The following is a 19,486-nucleotide window of genomic DNA, read 5'->3' as shown; positions in this document are numbered from 1 at the left end:
ATTCCCTACCCGGAAGAGGCACTGCGGCCAGTGTTCCGGAACGCTGCACACATCCGAATCGGCCACTTTCGCGACCGTAACTCAACGCAACACAAATGATAGGCCCCAATCCTCACCAAATCCTAACCGAATTCGATAAGCAATTGTTAACTCATATCTTCAAAGAATTCGAGCTTTGGTGACAGGGCTGAAACAATCCGTCAGCGGGCCGCCTTGATCTCCTCCTCCCAATTGTCCCACTGGGCGTGGTCTCCCTTCAACCCGAGAATGCCTTCCGTGATCTTGGAGATGCCGAAGCCCCAGGCCTGTTTGACGTCCACATGCGGCGGCATGACCAGTTCCCCGGCGGAGACGATGGCGTCGATCAGGAACGGCTTGTCGGACTTCGATGCCGCTTCGATCGCCGGCAGGATATCGGCGGCTTTTTCGACGCGCGCACCATCGCCGCCGCAGGATTTCGCGTATGCGACAAAGTCCGGGTTGTCGAGATGCGTTGCCGCGCGGTTGTAGGCGTATCCCGCGACCTCCATCTCCATCTTGACGAAGCCGAGTTCGCTGTTGTTGAAGACCACGACCTTCAGGGGCCAGCCGTAGCGCACCGCGGTGACGAAATCCTGCATGGCCATGCCGAAGCCGCCGTCGCCGCACAGCGTCCACACCTGTCGGTCCGGGTGAGTGGCGATGGCGCCCAGCCCGGTCGGAAAGCCCGATCCGAGCGAGCTGTGGTTGAAGGATCCGACAAGGCGGCGCCCGCCCCTGAGCCGCATCTGGCGCGCGATCCAAACAACGCAAAGGCCCGTGTCGGTCGCGAAGATCGCATCGTCATCGGCATGTTCCGAGATGGCCTTGGCGACAAGCTGCGGATGCAGCGGCTCGCTGTCGTTGGACAGGTCCCCCTGCTCGTCCATGGCCGCAAGCCATTTTCCCGAGCGCTTCCTCTGCAGGTCGAGATAACTGCCGTCCGTCTTGTCCTTGACCAGCGGTGCCAGCAGCTCGACGGTTTCCTTGACCGTCCCGACCAGGCCGACCGTCAATGCGGCACGGCGTCCGACATTGCCCACGCGCCGGTCGATCTGAATGATCTCCGGCCCGTCCTTGATGAACCAGTCATAGGGGAAATCGGTCCCGAGCATCATCATGACGTCGCAGTCGCGCAATGCGTGATAGCCGCCCGGGTTGCCGATCAGCCCGGTCATGCCGACGACCGGGCCGTCGTCATAGTCAAATATGTCCTTGCCCTTCAAGGTGTGAACAATCGGCGCGTTGATGCGCTTGGCAAGTTCCAGGATCTGATCTTTCGCCTCTCGGCAGCCGGCACCGCAGAAGAAGGCAACCTTCTTGCCCTTGTTGATGACCTTGGCCGCCCGTTCGATCTCCGACCGCGGCGGGACCGTCGTGGACGGCAAGGTGACCAGGTGGTGCTTGCTGCGCGGTGTCGGCACCGGGTTTTCCGACACGTCGATCGGCAGTTCGATCCGCACGATTTCCTTGTCGATAATGGCCCGCTGGATGGCGATCTGAACCAGCCGCGACGTCTGCTCCGCACTGTCGATGACCGCCTGGAAATGGCAGACCTCATCGAACATCTTGGTGAGGTTGACCTCCTGGTGGTACTCCGTGCTGCGCTGCTTGTGCGAGATCTGACCGGTGATGGCGACAACGCCGGCGAGCTCGCGTTTTGCGTTGTAGAGGCCGTTGATGAGGTGCAACGCGCCCGGACCGACGGTCCCTGCACAAACACCGATGCCGCCCGTCAGCGCGGCCTGGCTGCATGCCGCGAAGGCCGCGTTCTCCTCGTGCCTGACCGCGATCCACTCGAACCGGCCGTCCTTCCGGATTGCCTCGAGAAAAGGGTTGAGGGCATCTCCGGTCACGCCGAAGATCTGCCGCGCACCGGCGGCATGCAGATTGTCGAGCAGAACTTCGCAAACATTCTTTGTCGATGCCATGATTGATTCCCTCTGATTACAGGTTCAGATCCTCGCACAGGTGCCGATCCGACAGCGATGCGGCGACCGATGCGGCAGCGCGCCCAGTCTTCGGCCATCTTCGCGAAAGTTCAAACCCCGTTGCAAGAAAATTCGTTGCACAACCTGCGACATGCGCCAAACCGCCCCGGGCGCGGATCGGCGCATTGCGCTTGACGTGCGTTGTCCGGCGGGGCATTCGTTGCCGCAGCCGCGCAGAAAGCGCAATGACGCATTACAGGGGCAGGACATGACGCAGACGGCCGCTTACGACGACGAGAACATTTTCGCCAAGATCCTGGCTGGAGCCATGCCTTGCCACAAGATCTTTGAGGATGAAAATACATTCGCTTTCATGGACATCATGCCGCGGGGCACCGGTCATTGCCTCGTGATCCCCAAGGCCCGGGCCCGAAACATCCTCGATGTGGAGGTCGGCGACCTCGCGAAGGTCATGGAGACCGTGCAGAAACTGTCCCGCGCGGTCATGAAGGCGTTCGATGCCGATGGCGTGACCATCCAGCAGTTCAACGAACCGGCCGGCGGCCAGGTCGTCTTCCACCTGCATGTTCATATTATTCCCCGCTTCGAGGGGGTCAAACTGGGCCCGCCGGCGAGCGTGATGGAAGAACCCGAGACCCTCAAGGCCAATGCCGAGAAAATCCGCCAGGCGCTGACGGACTAAGCCATTTCTGTCCGGGGATAACGGGCAATCAGCGGTCAATTCCGCTTCGCCGATTGCCCGGCGCGAAAAATCCCGAATGCGGGATTCAGCTTGTAATATAGGCCTTTATCTCCTCGGCCTCACGTTCCACTTGCTCAATCTTCATGCGCACGACGTCGCCGATGGAGACGATGCCGCCGATTTTTCCGTCGATTTCGACGGGCAGGTGCCGGAAGCGCCCCTTCGTCATCATTTCCATCAGTTCGTTGACCGAATGGTTCTCGTTGCAGACCTTGACCTTCGAGGTCATGACGGACGAAACGGGGTTGTCCAGGACGGCCGGACCGTTTTCCGCTAGGGCGCGCACAATGTCCCGCTCGGACAGGATACCGCAAATCCTGTCGGCAGAATCCACAACAACGATGGCACCGATCTTGTGCCGCGACAGCTGAATCCCGGCGTCCGCGACCGTAATGTCCGGCCCAACCGTAAAGACATCCCGGCCCTTTTGATCCAAAATCGTTTTAACTGTCATCGTGACCTCCTTTTGCCGAGGAACGCGACGCGGAACACACGCGGAAATTGCAAGTTTGCCGTTCCTCGAGGGCTATGGTGCGCGGACTGAATGTGAATTGCAAGCCGTAGGTGTGCACCGAATGACAACGGTGTAAATACCTCGTCAGGCCCCCTGGCGGCCGTCAAACAGCGGGAATACGAAGAAACCGAACAAAAAGCCGCCGATATGGGCTTCCCAGGCGATCTGTGCGCCCTCCGAGACGCCGCCCGAAAAACCGAATGCTGCCAGCGCGTTGATCCCGAACCAGATCGCCACATAGGTGATGACGGTCCTGTTCATCATCGCCTCGGCCAGCGTCAGGCGGGGCAGCAAATGCGCATACATGCGGTTGAACTGGCCGTTCATCGGAAAGGCAAAACGCGCCGCCGCTCCCATCAGCGCCGAAACGACCCCCGACGCGCCGATCATCGGAACATTGCTGCCCTGGTTGAATATCCAGTAGAGGGCGGCGGATGCGATCGCTGAAAAAAACCAGAAAATCAAGAACTTGTTGGGACCGATCCGGCGCGCGACGACAGCCCCGAAGGCCATCAGCCAGACCGAGTTGACGATCAGATGGGCAAAGCCGCCGTGCAACAGTGAATAGGTCAGAGGAGTCCACAGCCAGGCAAGGCTCTGTTCCGACGCGTCGATCGAGTAGCGAAGTGGAATGAACCCGCCTTCAATCAGGACCTGGACGTCCTGGGCCCGGGTCAGCAGAAAGTCGCGGATCAGCTGCAGCGCCCACATGAGCACGAGCACCCAAACGATCACCGCCGGCAGGTTGAACATCGGCTGGCCGGCGCCACGCCGGTTCGGAATGCCCCCCTCGTCGCCGGACCGGTCGGTCGCGTGACTGCTTGTCATGAATGCGCCTCTTCATCGTGTCGACGGTCTTCATATATCAGCAACGGGCAAAAAAGAAGCCGTCTGACAGCACTGTCAAACGGCTTGGGTCGGGCCCCACCCGAACCACGAATTTGTGCTGAACTGCCGCGCCGAATGCGGCGGGAAATTCGTTGTTTGATCTATGCCACACCGCTGGATCGCGGACAATGTAAACCGGCTGTTAACCTTAATCCGGCCTGCGATCGGCAAAAGCCTTCCAAAGGCGCGCTCAAAAACAGCCCGGTATTTTTGACTTTCCCGGTTTTCCGGAGGATTGCGATTACCGCTTGTTAACCAGAACATCCTATTGTGAGTTCATGTTTTCTCGGATCGGATATTAACCACATGCAATTCGCGAACGGGTCGGCGCAACAGCTAGTGATGGAACCGGAAGAAGATACGGCGTTTCAGAACGTCGCTGTCAATCTTCACGGCCGGCTGATGTGCGCCGATTTTACCGAATACGAGTGTGTCGCGGTTGACATGTCCCCCGGCCATGTGCGCTTCAAAACGTCGGCGCTGCCGCGCGTATCGGAACGTATCGTGTCCTACATCGATCATATCGGCCGGATCGAGGGCAAGGTTACCGAGCTGCTGGATGACGGTTTCATGATCGCCGTTCAGGCGCCGGACCGCAAGCGCCAGAAACTGGCGGCGCAACTTACCTGGTTTGCCAACCGCAACGAGCTTGGCCTGCCGGAAGACCGGCGGCACGAGCGCATCGTCCCGCGCAATCCGAATGCCGAGATCCGGCTGCCGGACGGCGATACGTTTGCCTGCCGCATCGTCGATCTTTCGATGTCCGGCGCCGCGCTCGAGTTGGAAATCCGGCCGGAACTGGGCACGCAGGTCATTCTCGGCACGATGCGCGCACGCGTCATTCGGCATTTCGATGATGGAATCGCCATCGAATTTGCGACCATCCAGCCGCCCGAATCGCTGGAAAACTTCATTTAGCAGCCTGCCGGAATCCGTAGAACTACGTTCCGCCGGCCTCGTGGCCTGACGGGCGACGCCGCCTGCACCCGCTGCGCGGCCGATGAATTGCGCGTATTGCGCTCTCCAGAACAAACCAACCCCGACACGAACCGCAAAGAGTGGCGATAAAGACTGCCGCAACGGCTTGTCGCCGCGGGGCGCCTGTCTCCCGCGGACCGGCCCGGTCCGACAGTTCGGCTGCCACGTCCGTTGCCCGCAACATCGCGTTCGTGGGGATCGCGTTCCAGGGGTCCTATTTCGTTCAAATTTGAATCAATTTTTATACTTGTTTTAATTGGATTTTATATTCATTTTATTATAAATAAAGCCAAATATTACAACAATTTGCGCTTATTTATACTGGTAATATTTGCCTGATATAAAAACATAACTGGCATGATCGCTCCCAAATTGACGGGGAGACGATCAATGAAAACCGCGACGCTTGTAAAATGTGCCCTCATCAGCACGCTTTACCTGCTGCCGGTGCAGGCACAGGCCGAGCAGTTGAACATGAAGACCGCCGGCCTCACCAGCCAGCCGATCGGCCATTACAATTTCTGCCAGACCAATCCCGGCGAATGCAGCCAGCGTTCGGGCCGCACCAGCCCGATGACGCTGACCCGCAAGGCTTGGCGGCAGATGCTGGAAATCAATCACTCGGTGAACCGCCAGATCGAGCCGCGCACCGATATGGAGATCTTCGGTGTCGAGGAACACTGGACCTATCCGCAATCCGTTGGCGACTGCGAGGACTATGTGCTCTTGAAGCGCAACAGGCTGTTGCGTGCAGGCTTCAAGGCGGCCGACCTGCTGATCACCGTGGTTCGTCAGCCGGATGGTTCCGGCCACGCGGTTCTGACGGTCAGGACCGATCTCGGCGACTACATTCTCGACAATATGCGCGACAAGGTGCTGCTGTGGTCCGACACGGAATACACATACCTGAAGCGGCAGTCATCGCGCCATTCGGGACGCTGGATCAAAATCAAACAGGGCCGGCCGACCTCGGTCGGCAGCATTCGCCGCAACTAACCGGAACCGTTCCGGTTGCAGGCGGCAACCACGGAATACATGCGGGGCACGCATAAAGTTAGGCCACGGTCAGTCCCCACCCTTCCCGTCTCAGACCTTGGCCTGGGGAGTCGGCTTTGCCGGCTCCCCAATCATTTCACCTGGTCGTCGATCCGCTCCAGGTCGCGGGCAAAGCGGCGGGCGTTCTCGACATAGTGTTGCGCCGACCACCTGAGCATTTCGACGGCCTTCTCGTCGAGTTCGCGCACCGGCTTCGCCGGGGAACCGATCACCAGGCTGTTGTCGGGAATCTCCTTGCCTTCGGTGACAAGGGCACCGGCTCCGATCAGGCAGTTATCGCCGATCCGCGCGCCGTTGAGAACGGTGGCGCCCATGCCGACAAGGCTGTTGTTGCCGATGGTGCAGCCGTGAAGCATGGCCTTGTGTCCGATCGTGCATCCGTTGCCGATGGTGAGCGGGTAACCCATATCCGTATGCAGGACGCAGTTCTCCTGGATATTGCTGCCGGCGCCCACCGTGATCGGCTCATTGTCGCCGCGCAGCACGCTGCCGAACCAGATACCCACATCCTCTTCGACGACGACCCGGCCTATTAGGACCGCCGTGTCCGAGATCCAGTGAAAGCCGTCCGGGATCGTGGGGCGTTCAGATCCGAGCCTGTATAGCGGCATGGGTTCCTCCAAAGCGAAATTACGATGCGGCACCGGTTTCCCGGTTACGGCCGCAATCCGGTTTACCGCCCCTTAACCATAATCCTGAATGATCGCCGATAGACATACGAACCTGCGATCTGCCCAAGGCGGCCGGACTTCTATTCATGAACCAATCAGTCCCGTCAACACCAACGGACGAGTTCAAGCCGCTCATTTCGCCGCAGCTCATCCGCAAGATCATGTTGTTCATAGCCGTGGCCGGACTGCTGACGCTGGCGCTGAGCGTCGCCGGCCGTTGGGTCGGCGAGCGCATTGTCATGGGTGGACACAGCACCGACAGCACGCCTGTCCGTGTCACGGTCGGCAACAGCGCCCTCGCCTTGCCTGCCAACATGCTTCGCTTTGAGAACCAGCGCAAAACCGGCGTGTACGAACGTGTGGACGCCTATTTCACCTGGCCCGGACTGAAAGGGTATTCCCGTTCCAACCATCGCAGCTTCAACCAGATCGAAAATGCCGACCAACTGATATTCCTGACACTGTCGGCCCGCACGATGCCGCTCGACATGTCGGCCCGCCTCGAACCGGTTTACGGGCGTCTTACGCAAAATCGGCTGTCCGCCGGGCAGACGGACCTGAGCGTTCTGGAGTTCGGTGCCGACACGCGATATGCCGGCGAACTCCTATATGTGGGTGAACGTCCGGGCCAATTGCCCTTTGTGGTTCGGTGCCTGCGGGACGACAATCTGCCCGCCGGTTCGCGCTCGTGCATGCGCGACGTCAATATTGCACCCGGCCTTACGATGACCTACCGCTTCTCCCGGGATCTGCTGCCCGACTGGAAGAATCTCGATCGGGCGATCAACGGATTTGTCGACGCGGCGCTGAAGGCTGCCGAGAGACCGGCTTCTTCATAAAATAAAGCCGCCACGGGGGCGGCTTCTGCTGCTCCGCGATCGCGCGGGCCGGTCAGTGGTCGTCGAGATCGATATCCAGGATCGCCATCGAGAAATTGAACGACAGGTCGCCGTCCTCATCGTCCCGGAAGAGGACACCGAGAAATTCGTCGCCGATATAGACTTCGGCGGAGTCGTCCTTTCGCGGCCGTGCTCGCACCGCCATGTTCGGATTGAATGTCTTTTTGAAATAGGAATCCAGCTTGCGCAGCTCTTCGGGCTTCAAGGCACTCTCCGTATGATTGTTTCCCGGCCGGCTTTCTGCCTGTCAATCCGCCGGGTGTAAAGCCCCGCGGCGCCAATCCACCGAATTGACGCCGCGCATGTCAGGCTTTTCGGACCCGTTATTCGTCGCCGAGGATCTGGTCCATGGAGCGGGCCGGCTCCTTGCAGCCCGCCTTGCCGACCACGCGGGCTGGCACGCCAGCCACCGTCGTCGCCTCGGGAACCGGCTGCAACACCACGGATCCGGAGGCGATGCGCGAGCAGCAGCCGATCTCGACATTGCCGAGGATCTTGGCGCCCGCCCCGATCAGCACACCGTGGCGGACCTTCGGGTGGCGGTCGCCCGGCTCCTTGCCGGTTCCGCCGAGCGTCACGCCGTGCAGGATCGACACATCGTCCTCGATAACCGCCGTTCCGCCGATAACCAGTCCGGTCGCATGGTCGAGGAATATGCCCTTGCCCATGCGCACGCCCGGATGGATATCCGTCTGGAAGACTTCCGACGACCGGCTCTGAAGATAAAGCGCGTAGTCGCACCGCCCCTGCTCCCACAGCCAATGGGCCAGCCGGTGCGCCTGGATCGCATGGAATCCCTTGAAGTAAAGAACCGGTTCAATGAAGCGGTCGCAGGCCGGATCGCGGTCATAGACGGCCTGCACGTCGACGCGCAGGACCGAGCTCCACTCCGGCCAGTCCGCGAGCATTTCCTCAAAGGTCTGCCGCAGCAGGTTTGTCGGCATGTCGGGATGATCGAGACGCTCACAGACGCGGTGGATGACCGCATCTTCCAGCGTGCGGAAATTGAGTATGGTGGAATAGTGATAGGTGGCCAGAACGGGATCGTTCTCGGCCGCCTGGAGGGCTTCGGTACGAATGGCATCCCAAATGGGGTCCATCGTTTTGACCTGCTCGGCCGTCAGGGCCTTGCCAGCAACCATGTATTCATCCTCCGACGATTGCCCCACCGGGCTCCAATGATTCTGGGGCACCGAGGCCCCGGTCAGTTCAATTCCGTGCAATCCCTATCGCACCCCGAACAACATCCGGTAAAGATAGGCCAGATAGATTGAAATTCAAACGGATATATTTTTGATGAAATCACGCCATAGTTTTGCGGATGGTTCCCTGAACGCGGCTACTGACGGCCATGCGGGTTTCCTGAGCTTCAACCGTCCGCAACGTAAGAACGCCATCAGCTTCGATATGTGGCGCGAAATTCCGCCTGCGCTAGACTGGCTGTGCGCACAAGGAGACATTCGCTGCATCGTCATGCACGGAGAAGGGGGAACGGATTTCTCCGCCGGCGCGGACATTTCGGAGTTCGACCGGGTACGGCAGGACAGCGGCACCGCACAGGACTACGAACTGTCAAACGCGACAGCCTTTCGCGCGGTGCGGGAGTGCCCGGTGCCTGTCGTCGCCATGATCAGCGGCGTGTGCTTCGGCGGCGCCTTCGGGCTCGCCGCGGCGGCTGATCTGCGGATCGCCAGCAACGATGCGATATTTTCGGTCCCAGCCGGGCGCCTTGGCCTTGCCTATCCGGTCGACGCCATGAGCGACATCGTCGAGGCGCTGGGGCCGCAAATGGCGCGCGTTCTGCTTTATACCGGCAGGCGCATTACGGCGCGCGACGCCCACTCCGCCGGACTGATTCTGACGGTGTGCGGTGTTGCGGACCTGCGCGATACGACGCTGGAACTGGTCGAGCGGATCTGCGCCAACGCGCCGCTCTCCAACCGCGCCTCGAAGGCCTCGATCCGCGCGGCGCTGACCAGCCGCGAAGAGGACCGGTCGCTGGCCGAGAAGATTGCGCAATCGACCTTCACAAGCGCGGATTACGAGGAAGGCCGGCGTGCATTCCGAGAAAAACGACGCCCGGAATTTACCGGAAAGTAGCCGGGCGCCCTCGGCAAGTTCTATTTATCCAGGCCGTTCAGGAATTCCATGATCGCCTGCAGGAATATGTCATTGCGGTCGCCGGCGACCATATGGCCTGCGCCCGATACGTCCGCAAGCTTGGCATGCGGCACCAGTTTCAGGAACTCTTCGGCGTTTTCCTCCGATACGAGTTCCGATTGCCCTCCGCGCACCAGCAGCGTCGGAATGGTCAGCGCCCTGGTCGCCGCGAACCGGTATTCATCGCTCCGCAGCTTGCCGGAATTGACGGGATGCGGCCCGCTGATGAATGCCGGATCCCAGTGCCAGCGATAGCGCCCGTCTTCGCCCAGCCGCAGGTTCTTGGACAGGCCGTCCAGCGATTTCGGCCGGCCGCGGTTCGGAAGATAGGCGGCGATCGTGTCGGCCGCTTCCTGGAGCGATCCGAAGCCGTCCTGCATGCGGTCGGACATGAAACCGAGAATGCGGTCGACGCCGTCGCGCCGCATCCGGGGGGTCACGTCGACAAGGATGAGTGCCGAAAAGAGCGATTGTCCGGATTCGTACTGCGCCACCAGCGATGAAATGCCGCCGAGCGAAGCGCCGACGGCGATCGGACGATCGCCGCCATACGTGTCGAAAGCCTGACCGGCGACAGCCGCGATATCGGCGGCATAGTCGTCGAAGGCATAGCGCTGGTCGGAAACCCACTCGCTGTCGCCGTGGCCGCGAAGATCGACGGTGACTGCCGTGTAGCCTTCCCGCTGCAACGCCCGCGCGGCATTGTCCCAGGCGTGCCGTGTCTGTCCGCCGCCATGAAAGAACAACGCCGTTCGCGCGCCGCCTTCATAGATGCTCGCGGTGAGCCGGTTGCCTTGTGCGCCAGTGAATTCATGGGTTGCTACACCCGTCCCGATACTCCGCACCGCGTCTGCTTCAGTCGTCAATTGGCATGCTCCTTGTAAAACTCGATCACCGCGGCCTTGTAGGTCTTGTCCCCGACCGCCAGCATGTGATCCCTTCCGGCAATATCGAACGCGCGCCCGTCGGGCAGCTGTCGCGCTAGCTTTTCGGCCGAGCCGGCGATGGTGTCCCGGCTGCCGACCGCGACCAGCGCCGGCATATCAAGTCCGGCCAGTTGGTCCTCCGTGACCAGTGTCCGCGAGGCCTCGATGCAGGCCGCAAGGGCAACCCGGTCGGATTTTGTCTGGTCGGCGAAGGCGCGGAAGGCCCTGCCGTTCTCATCCGCGACATCATCGATGGACGGAGCCAGCAGCGCCGCCGCGATCGGCCCCCAGTCGCCGACGCCCTCGGTCATGCCGGAACCGAGGCCGCCGAACACCAGCGTACTGACCAGCTCCGGCGCGGCGATGGCCAGGAACGCGCTCAGCCGCGCCCCCATTGAATAGCCCATGACATGGGCGCTGCCGATTGCGAGGTGGTCCAGAAGCGCCAGCGAATCGGAGGCCATTTTTTCCGGTTTATAGAATGCCGGGTCGTGGAACTTCTCGCTGCCGCCGTGTCCCCGGTTGTCCAGCGCAATGACGCGGTATCCAGCCCGGTTCAGTGTATTGACCCAACCGGTGAATACCCAGTTCACGTGGGCAGTGGATGCAAAGCCGTGGATGAGCAGGACGGGATAGCCGTCGCGCGGGCCTGCGTCGAGAAACGCAATGCGCGCGCCCTCGTTGCTGAATTCGCTCATCGGCAGGCGATCGATATCCATGGTCCCGGCTCCGTCGGCTTTCGATTAGTGCATTAGGACAATCTTGAACATTTCTCAACAGCCGGTGAAAAATGGCCGGCCAGGTTAGCGTCACGGATATCGCGATCGATCATGATTGACATGGTGTGTTGTGGAATTGATAAGCATGCGCGACTTTAATAAGCTCTTCCCGGGGGAAATCTCGTATAGAAGTGCAAATTTTCTCTACACATGTGACAACCATGCGTATATGTTCCGCGTGAACTGCGACAATATGGAGTATAGAAATGGCCGGGCATCCCATCCCGCATTTCCAGAACGATGCCGGACATCCCCTGATCGAGGTCGGCGTGAAGAAATTCATGTGTGTCGGCGCCAATGCACCATTCGACCATCCTCATGAATTTCTCGACATGGGTGACGAACAGGAAATAATTTGCCCATATTGTTCAACACTTTACCGCTATAACAGCGAACTGGACGCCCAGCAGACCCAGCCGGATGGGTGCCAATTCGTCGTCCCGGCCGAGTAAACCCCATGCCGGGCTGCATCCCGGCCGGGCTGGCGCCCCATTCCGGTATTTGGTAGGTTGCGTGCGCTTGACCGCGTTGTTTCCTCACGGCTCCGGCGCATTTCCGACCAGTGAGCAGCTCTGATACGTAATGCAACCAAAAATTGCCATTGTCGGCGGCGGCATAGCCGGCCTGTGCGCAGCGCTCGCATTCGCGCGGTGCGGCTGCCGCGTGGACGTTGCCGAGTTCAGCGACACGCTCGATGAAGTCGGCGCCGGACTGCAGCTTTCCCCGAATGTGACCCGCCTGCTCGCCCGGCTGGGAATTGAGCGTGAGCTTGCCCGGGTCATGGTGGAGCCGCCCAGCCTTGCGTTGCTCTCGGGCAGCGACCTTCATGTGTTCAACGCGATTCCGGTCGGCCGCATTGCGGCGGAGCGCTGGAACGGGCCCTATGGGGTGGTCCACCGGGCCGACCTGCAGCGGATCCTTGCCGACTCGGCGCAGTCGGCGCCCGGGGTTCGGTTGCATTTGGGCACAAACATCTCGGCCAACTCGGAGGACGCGCTGCTCGCTCAGATGATGGAACTGTGCGGCGAACAGCCCGACATGATCGTCGGCGCCGACGGCGTCTGGTCAACCATCCGGAAATTCGCGCCGGGCGGCGGCCCCGCGACTTTCTCGGGCGCAATCGCCTGGCGCGGCCTGCTGCAGCTTGATGAGCTGTCCGGCCTTGCGCTTCAGGACAACGTCAACGCCTTCCTGGCGCCGCGCACGCATCTGGTCACCTACCCGCTCGGCCGCCGTGGATTTCTCAACGCGGTCGCGGTCACCCCGGGCGCGGTCACGGACCGCAACTGGGACAATGTCGGCGACACGGCAACATTGCTCGATCTGTTCAGCGGCTGGGACGACTCGATAAGGACCGCGCTTGCCGGCGCTTCCTGGCGGTACTGGCCCCTGTTCGAAGTGCGCGACACCACGTTCATTGCCGGCGACCGGACAGTCCTGATCGGCGATGCGGCACACGCCATGACACCGCACGCGGCCCAGGGCGCAGCTATGGCGATCGAGGATGCCTGCGCCCTGGCCGCCTGCTTCGAGGCAGCGAGCGGAAAGGTCCGCGAAACCCTGGACCGTTTCGATACCGTCCGCTCACCGCGCATCGCGAAGGTGCGCAAGCGCGGCGATTTCAACAAGTTCGCCTATCACGCCGGCGGTCTTGTCCGCATCGCGCGCAACGCGGTTTTGTCGGCGCGTTCGGGCGAAAGCCTGGCCGCCGATCTCGACTGGCTCTACGGCCACGACGCCGGCACCGTTTCTAGCCACGGCTGAATCAAAACGGCCGGCGAACAGCCGGCCGAATTTTGAAAGATGAAGTTCCCGCCTAGTGCAGGATCTGGCTGAGGAACAGCTTCGTGCGCTCGTGCTGCGGATTGTCGAAGAACTCGCCGGGCTCGTTCTGTTCGACGATCTGGCCCTGGTCCATGAAGATGACGCGGTTTGCCACCTGTCGCGCAAATCCCATTTCGTGGGTCACGCACAGCATCGTCATGCCTTCCTCGGCAAGGCCGACCATGGTGTCGAGCACTTCCTTGATCATTTCCGGGTCGAGCGCCGATGTCGGCTCGTCGAACAGCATGATGCGCGGATTCATGCACAGCGACCGCGCGATGGCGACTCGCTGCTGCTGACCGCCGGAGAGCTGTCCCGGGAACTTGTGCGCCTGTTCGGGGATCTTGACCCGCTCGAGGAAATGCATCGCGATATCCTCGGCTTCCTTCTTCGGCATCTTGCGCACCCAGATCGGCGCCAGCGTGCAGTTTTCGATAATGGTCAGATGCGGAAACAGGTTGAAATGCTGGAACACCATGCCGACTTCGCGGCGCACCTCGTCGATCTTCTTAAGATCGTTGGTGAGCTCGATGCCGTCGACGACGATCGTCCCCTTCTGGTGCTCCTCGAGCCGGTTGATGCAGCGGATCATCGTCGATTTTCCGGAACCGGACGGGCCGGCAATGACGATGCGCTCGCCGCGCATGACCTTCAGGTTGATGTCCCGCAGCACGTGGAAATCGCCGTACCACTTGTTCATGTCGGTGATCTCGACCGCAACGTCCGTCTCGGACACGGTCATTTTGGAGCGGTCGACCTCGCCGACTTCGTGGACTGACTCATCAGACATGGATCTTCCCCTAACTTATGATTTGTGACCGGTATCGAGCCGGCGTTCCATATAGGCCGAATAGCGCGACATGCCGAAGCAGAAGCAGAAATAGACGAATGCCGCGAACATGTAGCCAGAGACCAATTGCACCGGCGACGCCCAGGTCGGGTCGGTGAAGCTCGACTGAATCTGCCCGAGAAAATCGAACAGGCCGATGATCAGCACCAGCGTCGTGTCCTTGAACAGGCCGATGAAAGTGTTGACGATGCCCGGAATGACCAGGGTCAGTGCCTGCGGAAGGATGATCATGCGCATCATCTGTCCGAAGCCGAGACCGAGCGCCATGGCGCCCTCGTACTGTCCCTTCGGGATCGCCTGCAATCCGCCGCGCACCACCTCGGCCATATAGGCGGCCGAGAACATCGCAACGCCGATCAGCGCGCGCAGCAGCTTGTCGAAATGCACGCCTTCCGGCAGGAAAAGCGGCAGCATCACCGACGACATGAACAGCACGGTGATCAGCGGCACGCCGCGCCAGAACTCGATGAAGATCACCGAGAACAGCTTGACAATCGGCATGTTCGAGCGCCGGCCGAGAGCCAGCGCAATGCCGATGGGCAGCGACACCGCGATACCGGTGATCGCGATCACGAGCGTTACGAGGAGCCCGCCCCACCGGTCCGTTTCCACGGGCTGCAAGCCAAACGGTATGGCGAACAGCGCCAGCACCACCGCCAGGCCGCCCATGATCCACAGCACCATCGTGATCATCGGGCCGGGATCGGAATCGGTGCCCCTCGAGACACCGTAACCGATCGCCAGTATGATGAGTGTCACGATCACATAATCGACCCAGAAGCGGGTGGCTGAGGCCTCCATGATGAAGTTCGGCAGCAGGAATCCCGTGTAGTGCAGGTTACCGCCGGTCAGCAGGACGAACGAGGCTACCGGGAAAACGATGCTCAGGAAAATGATGTTTGCCTGCTTGAAGGGTACCGCCGGAATGAGAAGCGGCGCCAGTCCGCCGAAGAACATCACGAACACGATGTTGACGCGCCACTGCTCGGCGTCCGGATAGCGGCCGTAAATGAATTGGTTGAAATAGGCGTCAACATAGGCCCAGCAACCGCCGAACCAGTCGGGCTCCCTGACGCCGCCCTGCGCTTCCGTCGTGCACGCGGCCCGGTCTGTGCCGGACCAGATCGCATCGAAAAACGCGAAATTCATAAGCGGCGGAATGATCAGGTACAAAACGTACAGGATCAGCAGCGTAATGATCGAATCGACCCAGTTCGAGAACAGGTTGCCACGCAGCCAGGCCACCAGGCCGACAGCTCTCGTCGGAGCTGCCGACTCCTCGACCATTTCCTTTCGGACAAAGGCGACGGAGGTATTGTCAGCTGAATTTGCCATGGTCCTACCTCTCCACCAATGCCATCTTGGCGTTGTACCAGTTCATGAACGCTGCGGTCAGAAGCGACAGCCCGAGATAAGTCAGCATGGTCATGCCGAGGATCTCGACCGCCTGTCCCGTCTGGTTGAGCGCCGTACCTGCAAACACCGACACGAGGTCCGGGTATGCGATCGCGACGGCCAGCGACGAGTTTTTCGTCAGGTTCAGATACTGGCTGGTCAACGGCGGGATGATCACCCGCATGGCCTGCGGAATGATTACCAGCCGGAGGGTCGGACCATGACGCAGCCCGAGCGCGTGCGACGCCTCCGTCTGACCTTTGTTCACGGCCATGATGCCCGCCCGCACGATCTCCGCGATAAAGGCCGCGGTATAGGTGGACAGGGCCAGCAGCATGGCTATGAATTCCGGGATGACCGTCATGCCGCCGCTCGGACGGAAGCCGCCGGCGACCGGATAGTCGAACTCCAGCGGCAGCCCGGTGACCAGGAAAACCAGTACCGGCAGTCCGAGGATCAACCCCATGCCGGTCCAGAAAACCGGGAACTGCTGCCCGGTCTTGGCTTGCCGCTGACGCGACCAGCGCGAGATGAAAATCGTGACGACAATCCCGACAATAAAGGCGATGGCGGTAATGAAGAACAATTCCTGCGGCAGCGGTTTCGGTGCAAACCAGCCGCGGTTGTTCAACAGGCCAAGCCAACCGAGATCACCGCTGTTGCGCGGGTGCGGCAGAAGGCGCAGAACGCCGAAATACCAGATGAAGATATGCAAAAGCAGCGGGATATTGCGGAATATCTCCACATAGACTGTTGCCACGCCGCGCACGATGAAGTTGTGCGACAAGCGCGCGATCCCGATCAGAAAGCCCAACACGGTTGCCAGTAAGATACCGATGAAGGCGATCGAGATCGTGTTGAGAAGGCCGACGATATAGACCTTGCCGTAACTCGATTCAGCCTGGTTGTATTCCAGCAAAGACTGGCTGATCGCAAATCCGGCATTGCGCCCGATAAAGCCGAATCCGGATGCGATGTTTTGCGCGGCCAGGTTCGCAAACATGTTCTGGACGCCGACGACGACCAGGTAGACGATGACCACCAGCAGCACGACCTGGTAAACCCAGCCGCGTACCTTTGGATCGTTAAACAGTGCGACCTTTGGCTGACCGACGTCCTGCGAAACGTCTTGCAAAGCCATTTCGAAATCTCCCACCCGTGTCGCGCAGAAGACGGCAACCGGGCCCTTTTATTCCCCACGTCCGCCTTGCCGGCGGATCAATTCATTGTTCTTGATAAGGTCTGCCCGGCGGTTGGTATGACCGCCGGGCAGGGATACCGTTCGCTTAGCGGATCGGCGGACCGTACTGAAGGCCGCCGTCGTTCCACTGCGCGTTCACGCCGCGCGAGATTGCCAGCGGTGTGTCAGGACCGACGTTTCTGTCAAAGGATTCGCCGTAGTTGCCGATTTCCTTGATGACATTGTACGCCCAGTCGTTGCTGAGACCGATGGCACCACCGAACTCGCCCTCGGTACCAAGCAGGCGCTTAATGGAGGGATTGTCGCTGTTTTTCATCTCGTCGACATTTGCCTGCGTGACGCCGAGTTCCTCGGCATTGAGCATGGCGAAATGCGTCCACTTGATGATGTTCAGCCACTGGTCGTCACCCTGGCGCACGACCGGTCCGAGCGGCTCCTTGGAGATGATCTCCGGAAGAACCACGTGAGCGGCCGGATCTGTCAGCTTCAGACGCTGCGCATAAAGGCCGGACTGGTCAGTCGTGTAAACGTCGCAGCGGCCGGCGTCGTACGCGGCAACCACTTCGTCGGCCTTCTCGAATGCCACCAGCTCATATTCCATGTTGTTGGCACGGAAATAGTCGGCAACGTTGAGTTCTGTCGTCGTGCCGGTGTTGGTGCAGATCGATGCGCCGGAAAGTTCAAGCGCCGAATTGACGCCGAGATCCTTACGCACCATGAAGCCCTGACCGTCATAGTAGTTGACAACCGAGAAGTTCAGTCCGAGCGCTGTGTCGCGGCTCATGGTCCAGGTGGTGTTGCGGGAAAGGATGTCCACGTCGCCGGACTGCAGCGCCGTAAAGCGCTCCTTGGCCGACAGCGGCGTGAATTTTACTTTCGAAGCATCGCCGAAAATCGCAGCGGCGACTGCGCGGCAGAAATCAACGTCCAGACCAGACCAATTGCCGTCCTGGTCCGGGTTGGAAAATCCGGGCAGTCCCTGGCTAACACCACACTGCAGCGAATCTTTCGATTTCACATCATCCAGCGTCGCGGCGGATGCGGTTCCGGCAGCAAAGCCCAATACCGCTGTGCCGACGATCGCCGACAGGATTCTTTTTTTCATTGTATACAAACCTTTTCTATTGCCCTGTGTGTCACTCCCAATAAGCCCGACAGGGAAAGCCTACACAATGCGGCGCCATGCTTGAATACGGCGCCATGCTTTCCCGACCGCGCTTACGACGCCGCTATCACATTCCGAAATCGCCGCTGCGGTCAAGTGCCTATGTCCAGAATCCGACATTTCGTGCCCAATTTGGTTAAATGCGCCAACGAGATGGCGAGACTGGACAGAATGTCCGAATTTGAATTCGTGGCGACAATATTGCCCTTTGAAATGTGTTGGCTGACAGGTTAAACGGACGTGGCCACGACTGACATGCAAGGGACCAGTATGACCAAGAGCAACAACCGGGCAGGCTGGGGTGTCAATACCAGGCTCGCTCATTCGGGCAACGACCCGCACGAATACCACGGCTTTGTCAATCCGCCGGTTGTACACGCGTCGACCGTACTTTTCCCGGATTCGGCGACCATGGAAGGTCTCAACCAGAAATACCGCTACGGCACGCATGCCACCCCGACAACCGATGCTCTGGCCGACGCGGTCAATGAACTCGAAGGTTCGGCCGGCACCATCATCGTCCCCTCGGGACTGGCCGCCGTCACGGTTCCCCTGTTGGCGTTCCTGGGCAGCGGCGATCACGTCCTTGTCGTCGATTCCGTATACAATCCGACCCGCCGCTTCTGCGACAACATGCTGCGCAAGCTGGGTGTTGAGGTAACCTACTACGACCCGTTGGTGGGTGCCGGCATCGACGCACTGATAAAGCCCAATACCAAGGTGGTCTTTACGGAATCGCCCGGGTCCAACACCATGGAAATCCAGGATATACCGGCCATTGCGGAGGTGTCACACAAACACGGTGCCGTGGTGATGATGGACAACACCTGGGCGACACCGCTTTATTTCAAGCCGCTTGATTTCGGCGTCGATATCAGCATCCACGCGGCAACCAAATATCCGGCAGGCCACTCGGATGTCCTCATGGGGCTCGTCTCGGCGAACGAAAAGCACTGGCGGCAACTCGAGGACGCCAAGACCAATCTCGGCGTTTGCGCAAACCCCGACGACACCTATCTTGTGCTGCGCGGCCTGCGCACCATGGGCGTGCGTCTTGCCCAGCATGAAAAATCCGCCCTTGAAATCGCCCGCGAGATCGAGGGGCGCGAGGGCGTTTCCGGCGTCCTCCACCCGGCTTTGCCGAATTTCCCGGGGCATGAGATCTGGAAGCGCGACTTCAAGGGGGCGAGCGGCCTGTTTTCAATCGTGCTTGACGGCGGCCCGTCCCGCGCCGTTCAGCGCAAGAAGGCGCACGCCTTCCTCGACGCGTTGCAGATCTTCGGTCTCGGCTATTCCTGGGGAGGCTTCGAGAGCCTCGCCGTCCATGTCTGGCTCGAGGACAGGACGATTGCCGAAGGCCCTGCAATGGGACCCGTGATCCGGCTGCAGATCGGGCTTGAGGATGCGGCTGACCTGCTCGCCGACATCGAACGCGGCCTTGAAGCGTCGAAACGGGTTGCCGGCTAGT

General features: G+C 60.3%; 20 protein-coding genes. 8 read left to right on the top strand and 12 right to left on the bottom strand.

Annotated elements, in window-relative coordinates:
• Positions 1 to 200: 200 nt before the first annotated feature.
• Positions 201 to 1,949, bottom strand: coding sequence for a thiamine pyrophosphate-dependent enzyme (locus tag E4M07_RS03935; protein ID WP_136656967.1), 1,749 nt, complete (start codon positions 1,947 to 1,949; stop codon positions 201 to 203).
• Between the two features lie 268 nt (positions 1,950 to 2,217).
• Here E4M07_RS03935 and E4M07_RS03930 point away from each other — a divergent pair, with 268 nt between their 5' ends.
• Positions 2,218 to 2,652: an HIT family protein gene (locus E4M07_RS03930; protein WP_136656966.1), complete on the top strand. Its 435-nt coding sequence runs from the start codon at positions 2,218 to 2,220 to the stop codon at positions 2,650 to 2,652.
• Positions 2,653 to 2,737: 85 nt separating this feature from the next.
• Here the strand turns inward: E4M07_RS03930 and E4M07_RS03925 are convergent, their stop codons facing one another.
• Entirely contained in the window at positions 2,738 to 3,166 is a 429-nt protein-coding gene (locus tag E4M07_RS03925) for a CBS domain-containing protein (protein ID WP_136656965.1), read from the bottom strand.
• 144 nt (positions 3,167 to 3,310) lie between these two features.
• On the bottom strand, positions 3,311 to 4,054 hold the full coding sequence (locus E4M07_RS03920; protein ID WP_136656964.1) for a rhomboid family intramembrane serine protease: 744 nt from the start codon (positions 4,052 to 4,054) through the stop codon (positions 3,311 to 3,313).
• A 366-nt stretch (positions 4,055 to 4,420) separates the two neighbouring features.
• Here E4M07_RS03920 and E4M07_RS03915 point away from each other — a divergent pair, with 366 nt between their 5' ends.
• Together E4M07_RS03915 and E4M07_RS03910 are read left to right on the top strand one after the other, a co-directional pair.
• Positions 4,421 to 5,032 carry a PilZ domain-containing protein gene (locus E4M07_RS03915; RefSeq protein WP_136656963.1) on the top strand — a complete coding sequence of 204 codons (612 nt, stop codon included), beginning with the start codon at positions 4,421 to 4,423 and terminating at the stop codon, positions 5,030 to 5,032.
• 450 nt (positions 5,033 to 5,482) lie between these two features.
• Entirely contained in the window at positions 5,483 to 6,088 is a 606-nt protein-coding gene (locus tag E4M07_RS03910) for a transglutaminase-like cysteine peptidase (RefSeq protein ID WP_136656962.1), read from the top strand.
• Positions 6,089 to 6,219: 131 nt separating this feature from the next.
• Here E4M07_RS03910 and E4M07_RS03905 read toward each other — a convergent pair whose 3' ends face one another.
• A complete protein-coding gene (locus E4M07_RS03905; protein ID WP_136656961.1) occupies positions 6,220 to 6,759 on the bottom strand; it encodes a gamma carbonic anhydrase family protein in 540 nt (179 codons plus the stop codon).
• 146 nt (positions 6,760 to 6,905) lie between these two features.
• On the opposite strand from E4M07_RS03905, the gene E4M07_RS03900 reads away from it, so the two are divergent.
• Entirely contained in the window at positions 6,906 to 7,658 is a 753-nt protein-coding gene (locus E4M07_RS03900) for a hypothetical protein (protein WP_136656960.1), read from the top strand.
• 52 nt (positions 7,659 to 7,710) lie between these two features.
• Here the strand turns inward: E4M07_RS03900 and E4M07_RS03895 are convergent, their stop codons facing one another.
• The gene (locus E4M07_RS03895) at positions 7,711 to 7,923 is read right to left on the bottom strand and encodes a DUF3126 family protein (RefSeq protein ID WP_136656959.1); all 213 of its coding nucleotides are present in this window, start codon (positions 7,921 to 7,923) and stop codon (positions 7,711 to 7,713) included.
• 118 nt (positions 7,924 to 8,041) lie between these two features.
• Positions 8,042 to 8,860, bottom strand: a complete 819-nt coding sequence (gene cysE, locus E4M07_RS03890) for a serine O-acetyltransferase (protein ID WP_136656958.1) — start codon at positions 8,858 to 8,860, stop codon at positions 8,042 to 8,044.
• A 154-nt stretch (positions 8,861 to 9,014) separates the two neighbouring features.
• Here cysE and E4M07_RS03885 point away from each other — a divergent pair, with 154 nt between their 5' ends.
• Positions 9,015 to 9,818 carry an enoyl-CoA hydratase-related protein gene (locus E4M07_RS03885; RefSeq protein ID WP_136656957.1) on the top strand — a complete coding sequence of 268 codons (804 nt, stop codon included), beginning with the start codon at positions 9,015 to 9,017 and terminating at the stop codon, positions 9,816 to 9,818.
• A gap of 20 nt (positions 9,819 to 9,838) precedes the next feature.
• Here E4M07_RS03885 and E4M07_RS03880 read toward each other — a convergent pair whose 3' ends face one another.
• Both E4M07_RS03880 and E4M07_RS03875 read right to left on the bottom strand, forming a co-directional pair.
• The gene (locus E4M07_RS03880; RefSeq protein WP_246660353.1) at positions 9,839 to 10,744 is read right to left on the bottom strand and encodes an alpha/beta hydrolase; all 906 of its coding nucleotides are present in this window, start codon (positions 10,742 to 10,744) and stop codon (positions 9,839 to 9,841) included.
• Complete coding sequence (locus E4M07_RS03875) at positions 10,741 to 11,523, bottom strand: alpha/beta fold hydrolase (RefSeq protein ID WP_136656956.1); 783 nt, start codon at positions 11,521 to 11,523, stop codon at positions 10,741 to 10,743. Before E4M07_RS03875 ends, E4M07_RS03880 begins: the two co-directional genes overlap by 4 nt.
• 266 nt (positions 11,524 to 11,789) lie before the next feature.
• Here E4M07_RS03875 and E4M07_RS03870 point away from each other — a divergent pair, with 266 nt between their 5' ends.
• Together E4M07_RS03870 and E4M07_RS03865 are read left to right on the top strand one after the other, a co-directional pair.
• Complete coding sequence (locus tag E4M07_RS03870) at positions 11,790 to 12,035, top strand: zinc-finger domain-containing protein (RefSeq protein ID WP_136656955.1); 246 nt, start codon at positions 11,790 to 11,792, stop codon at positions 12,033 to 12,035.
• Between the two features lie 130 nt (positions 12,036 to 12,165).
• Positions 12,166 to 13,347 (top strand): FAD-dependent monooxygenase, encoded by a 1,182-nt coding sequence (locus tag E4M07_RS03865; protein WP_136656954.1) that lies wholly within the window; start codon positions 12,166 to 12,168, stop codon positions 13,345 to 13,347.
• A gap of 52 nt (positions 13,348 to 13,399) precedes the next feature.
• On the opposite strand, the gene E4M07_RS03860 is transcribed toward E4M07_RS03865, so the two are convergent.
• The 4 genes from E4M07_RS03860 to E4M07_RS03845 form a co-directional block, all read right to left on the bottom strand.
• Complete coding sequence (locus E4M07_RS03860) at positions 13,400 to 14,197, bottom strand: amino acid ABC transporter ATP-binding protein (protein ID WP_136656953.1); 798 nt, start codon at positions 14,195 to 14,197, stop codon at positions 13,400 to 13,402.
• A 15-nt stretch (positions 14,198 to 14,212) separates the two neighbouring features.
• Positions 14,213 to 15,592 (bottom strand): amino acid ABC transporter permease, encoded by a 1,380-nt coding sequence (locus tag E4M07_RS03855; RefSeq protein WP_136656952.1) that lies wholly within the window; start codon positions 15,590 to 15,592, stop codon positions 14,213 to 14,215.
• 4 nt (positions 15,593 to 15,596) lie between these two features.
• Positions 15,597 to 16,793: an amino acid ABC transporter permease gene (locus tag E4M07_RS03850; RefSeq protein WP_136656951.1), complete on the bottom strand. Its 1,197-nt coding sequence runs from the start codon at positions 16,791 to 16,793 to the stop codon at positions 15,597 to 15,599.
• 145 nt (positions 16,794 to 16,938) lie between these two features.
• On the bottom strand, positions 16,939 to 17,958 hold the full coding sequence (locus E4M07_RS03845) for an amino acid ABC transporter substrate-binding protein (protein ID WP_136656950.1): 1,020 nt from the start codon (positions 17,956 to 17,958) through the stop codon (positions 16,939 to 16,941).
• 330 nt (positions 17,959 to 18,288) lie between these two features.
• On the opposite strand from E4M07_RS03845, the gene E4M07_RS03840 reads away from it, so the two are divergent.
• Positions 18,289 to 19,485, top strand: a complete 1,197-nt coding sequence (locus E4M07_RS03840) for a cystathionine beta-lyase (RefSeq protein WP_136656949.1) — start codon at positions 18,289 to 18,291, stop codon at positions 19,483 to 19,485.
• The last annotated feature ends 1 nt before the right edge of the window (position 19,486 follow it).

The sequence above is a fragment of the Nitratireductor sp. XY-223 genome (assembly GCF_004959855.1).
GTDB lineage: Bacteria > Pseudomonadota > Alphaproteobacteria > Rhizobiales > Rhizobiaceae > Hoeflea_A.
The sequence above is the reverse complement of the archived record's forward strand: the minus strand, read 5'-3'. Positions and strand labels throughout refer to the sequence as shown.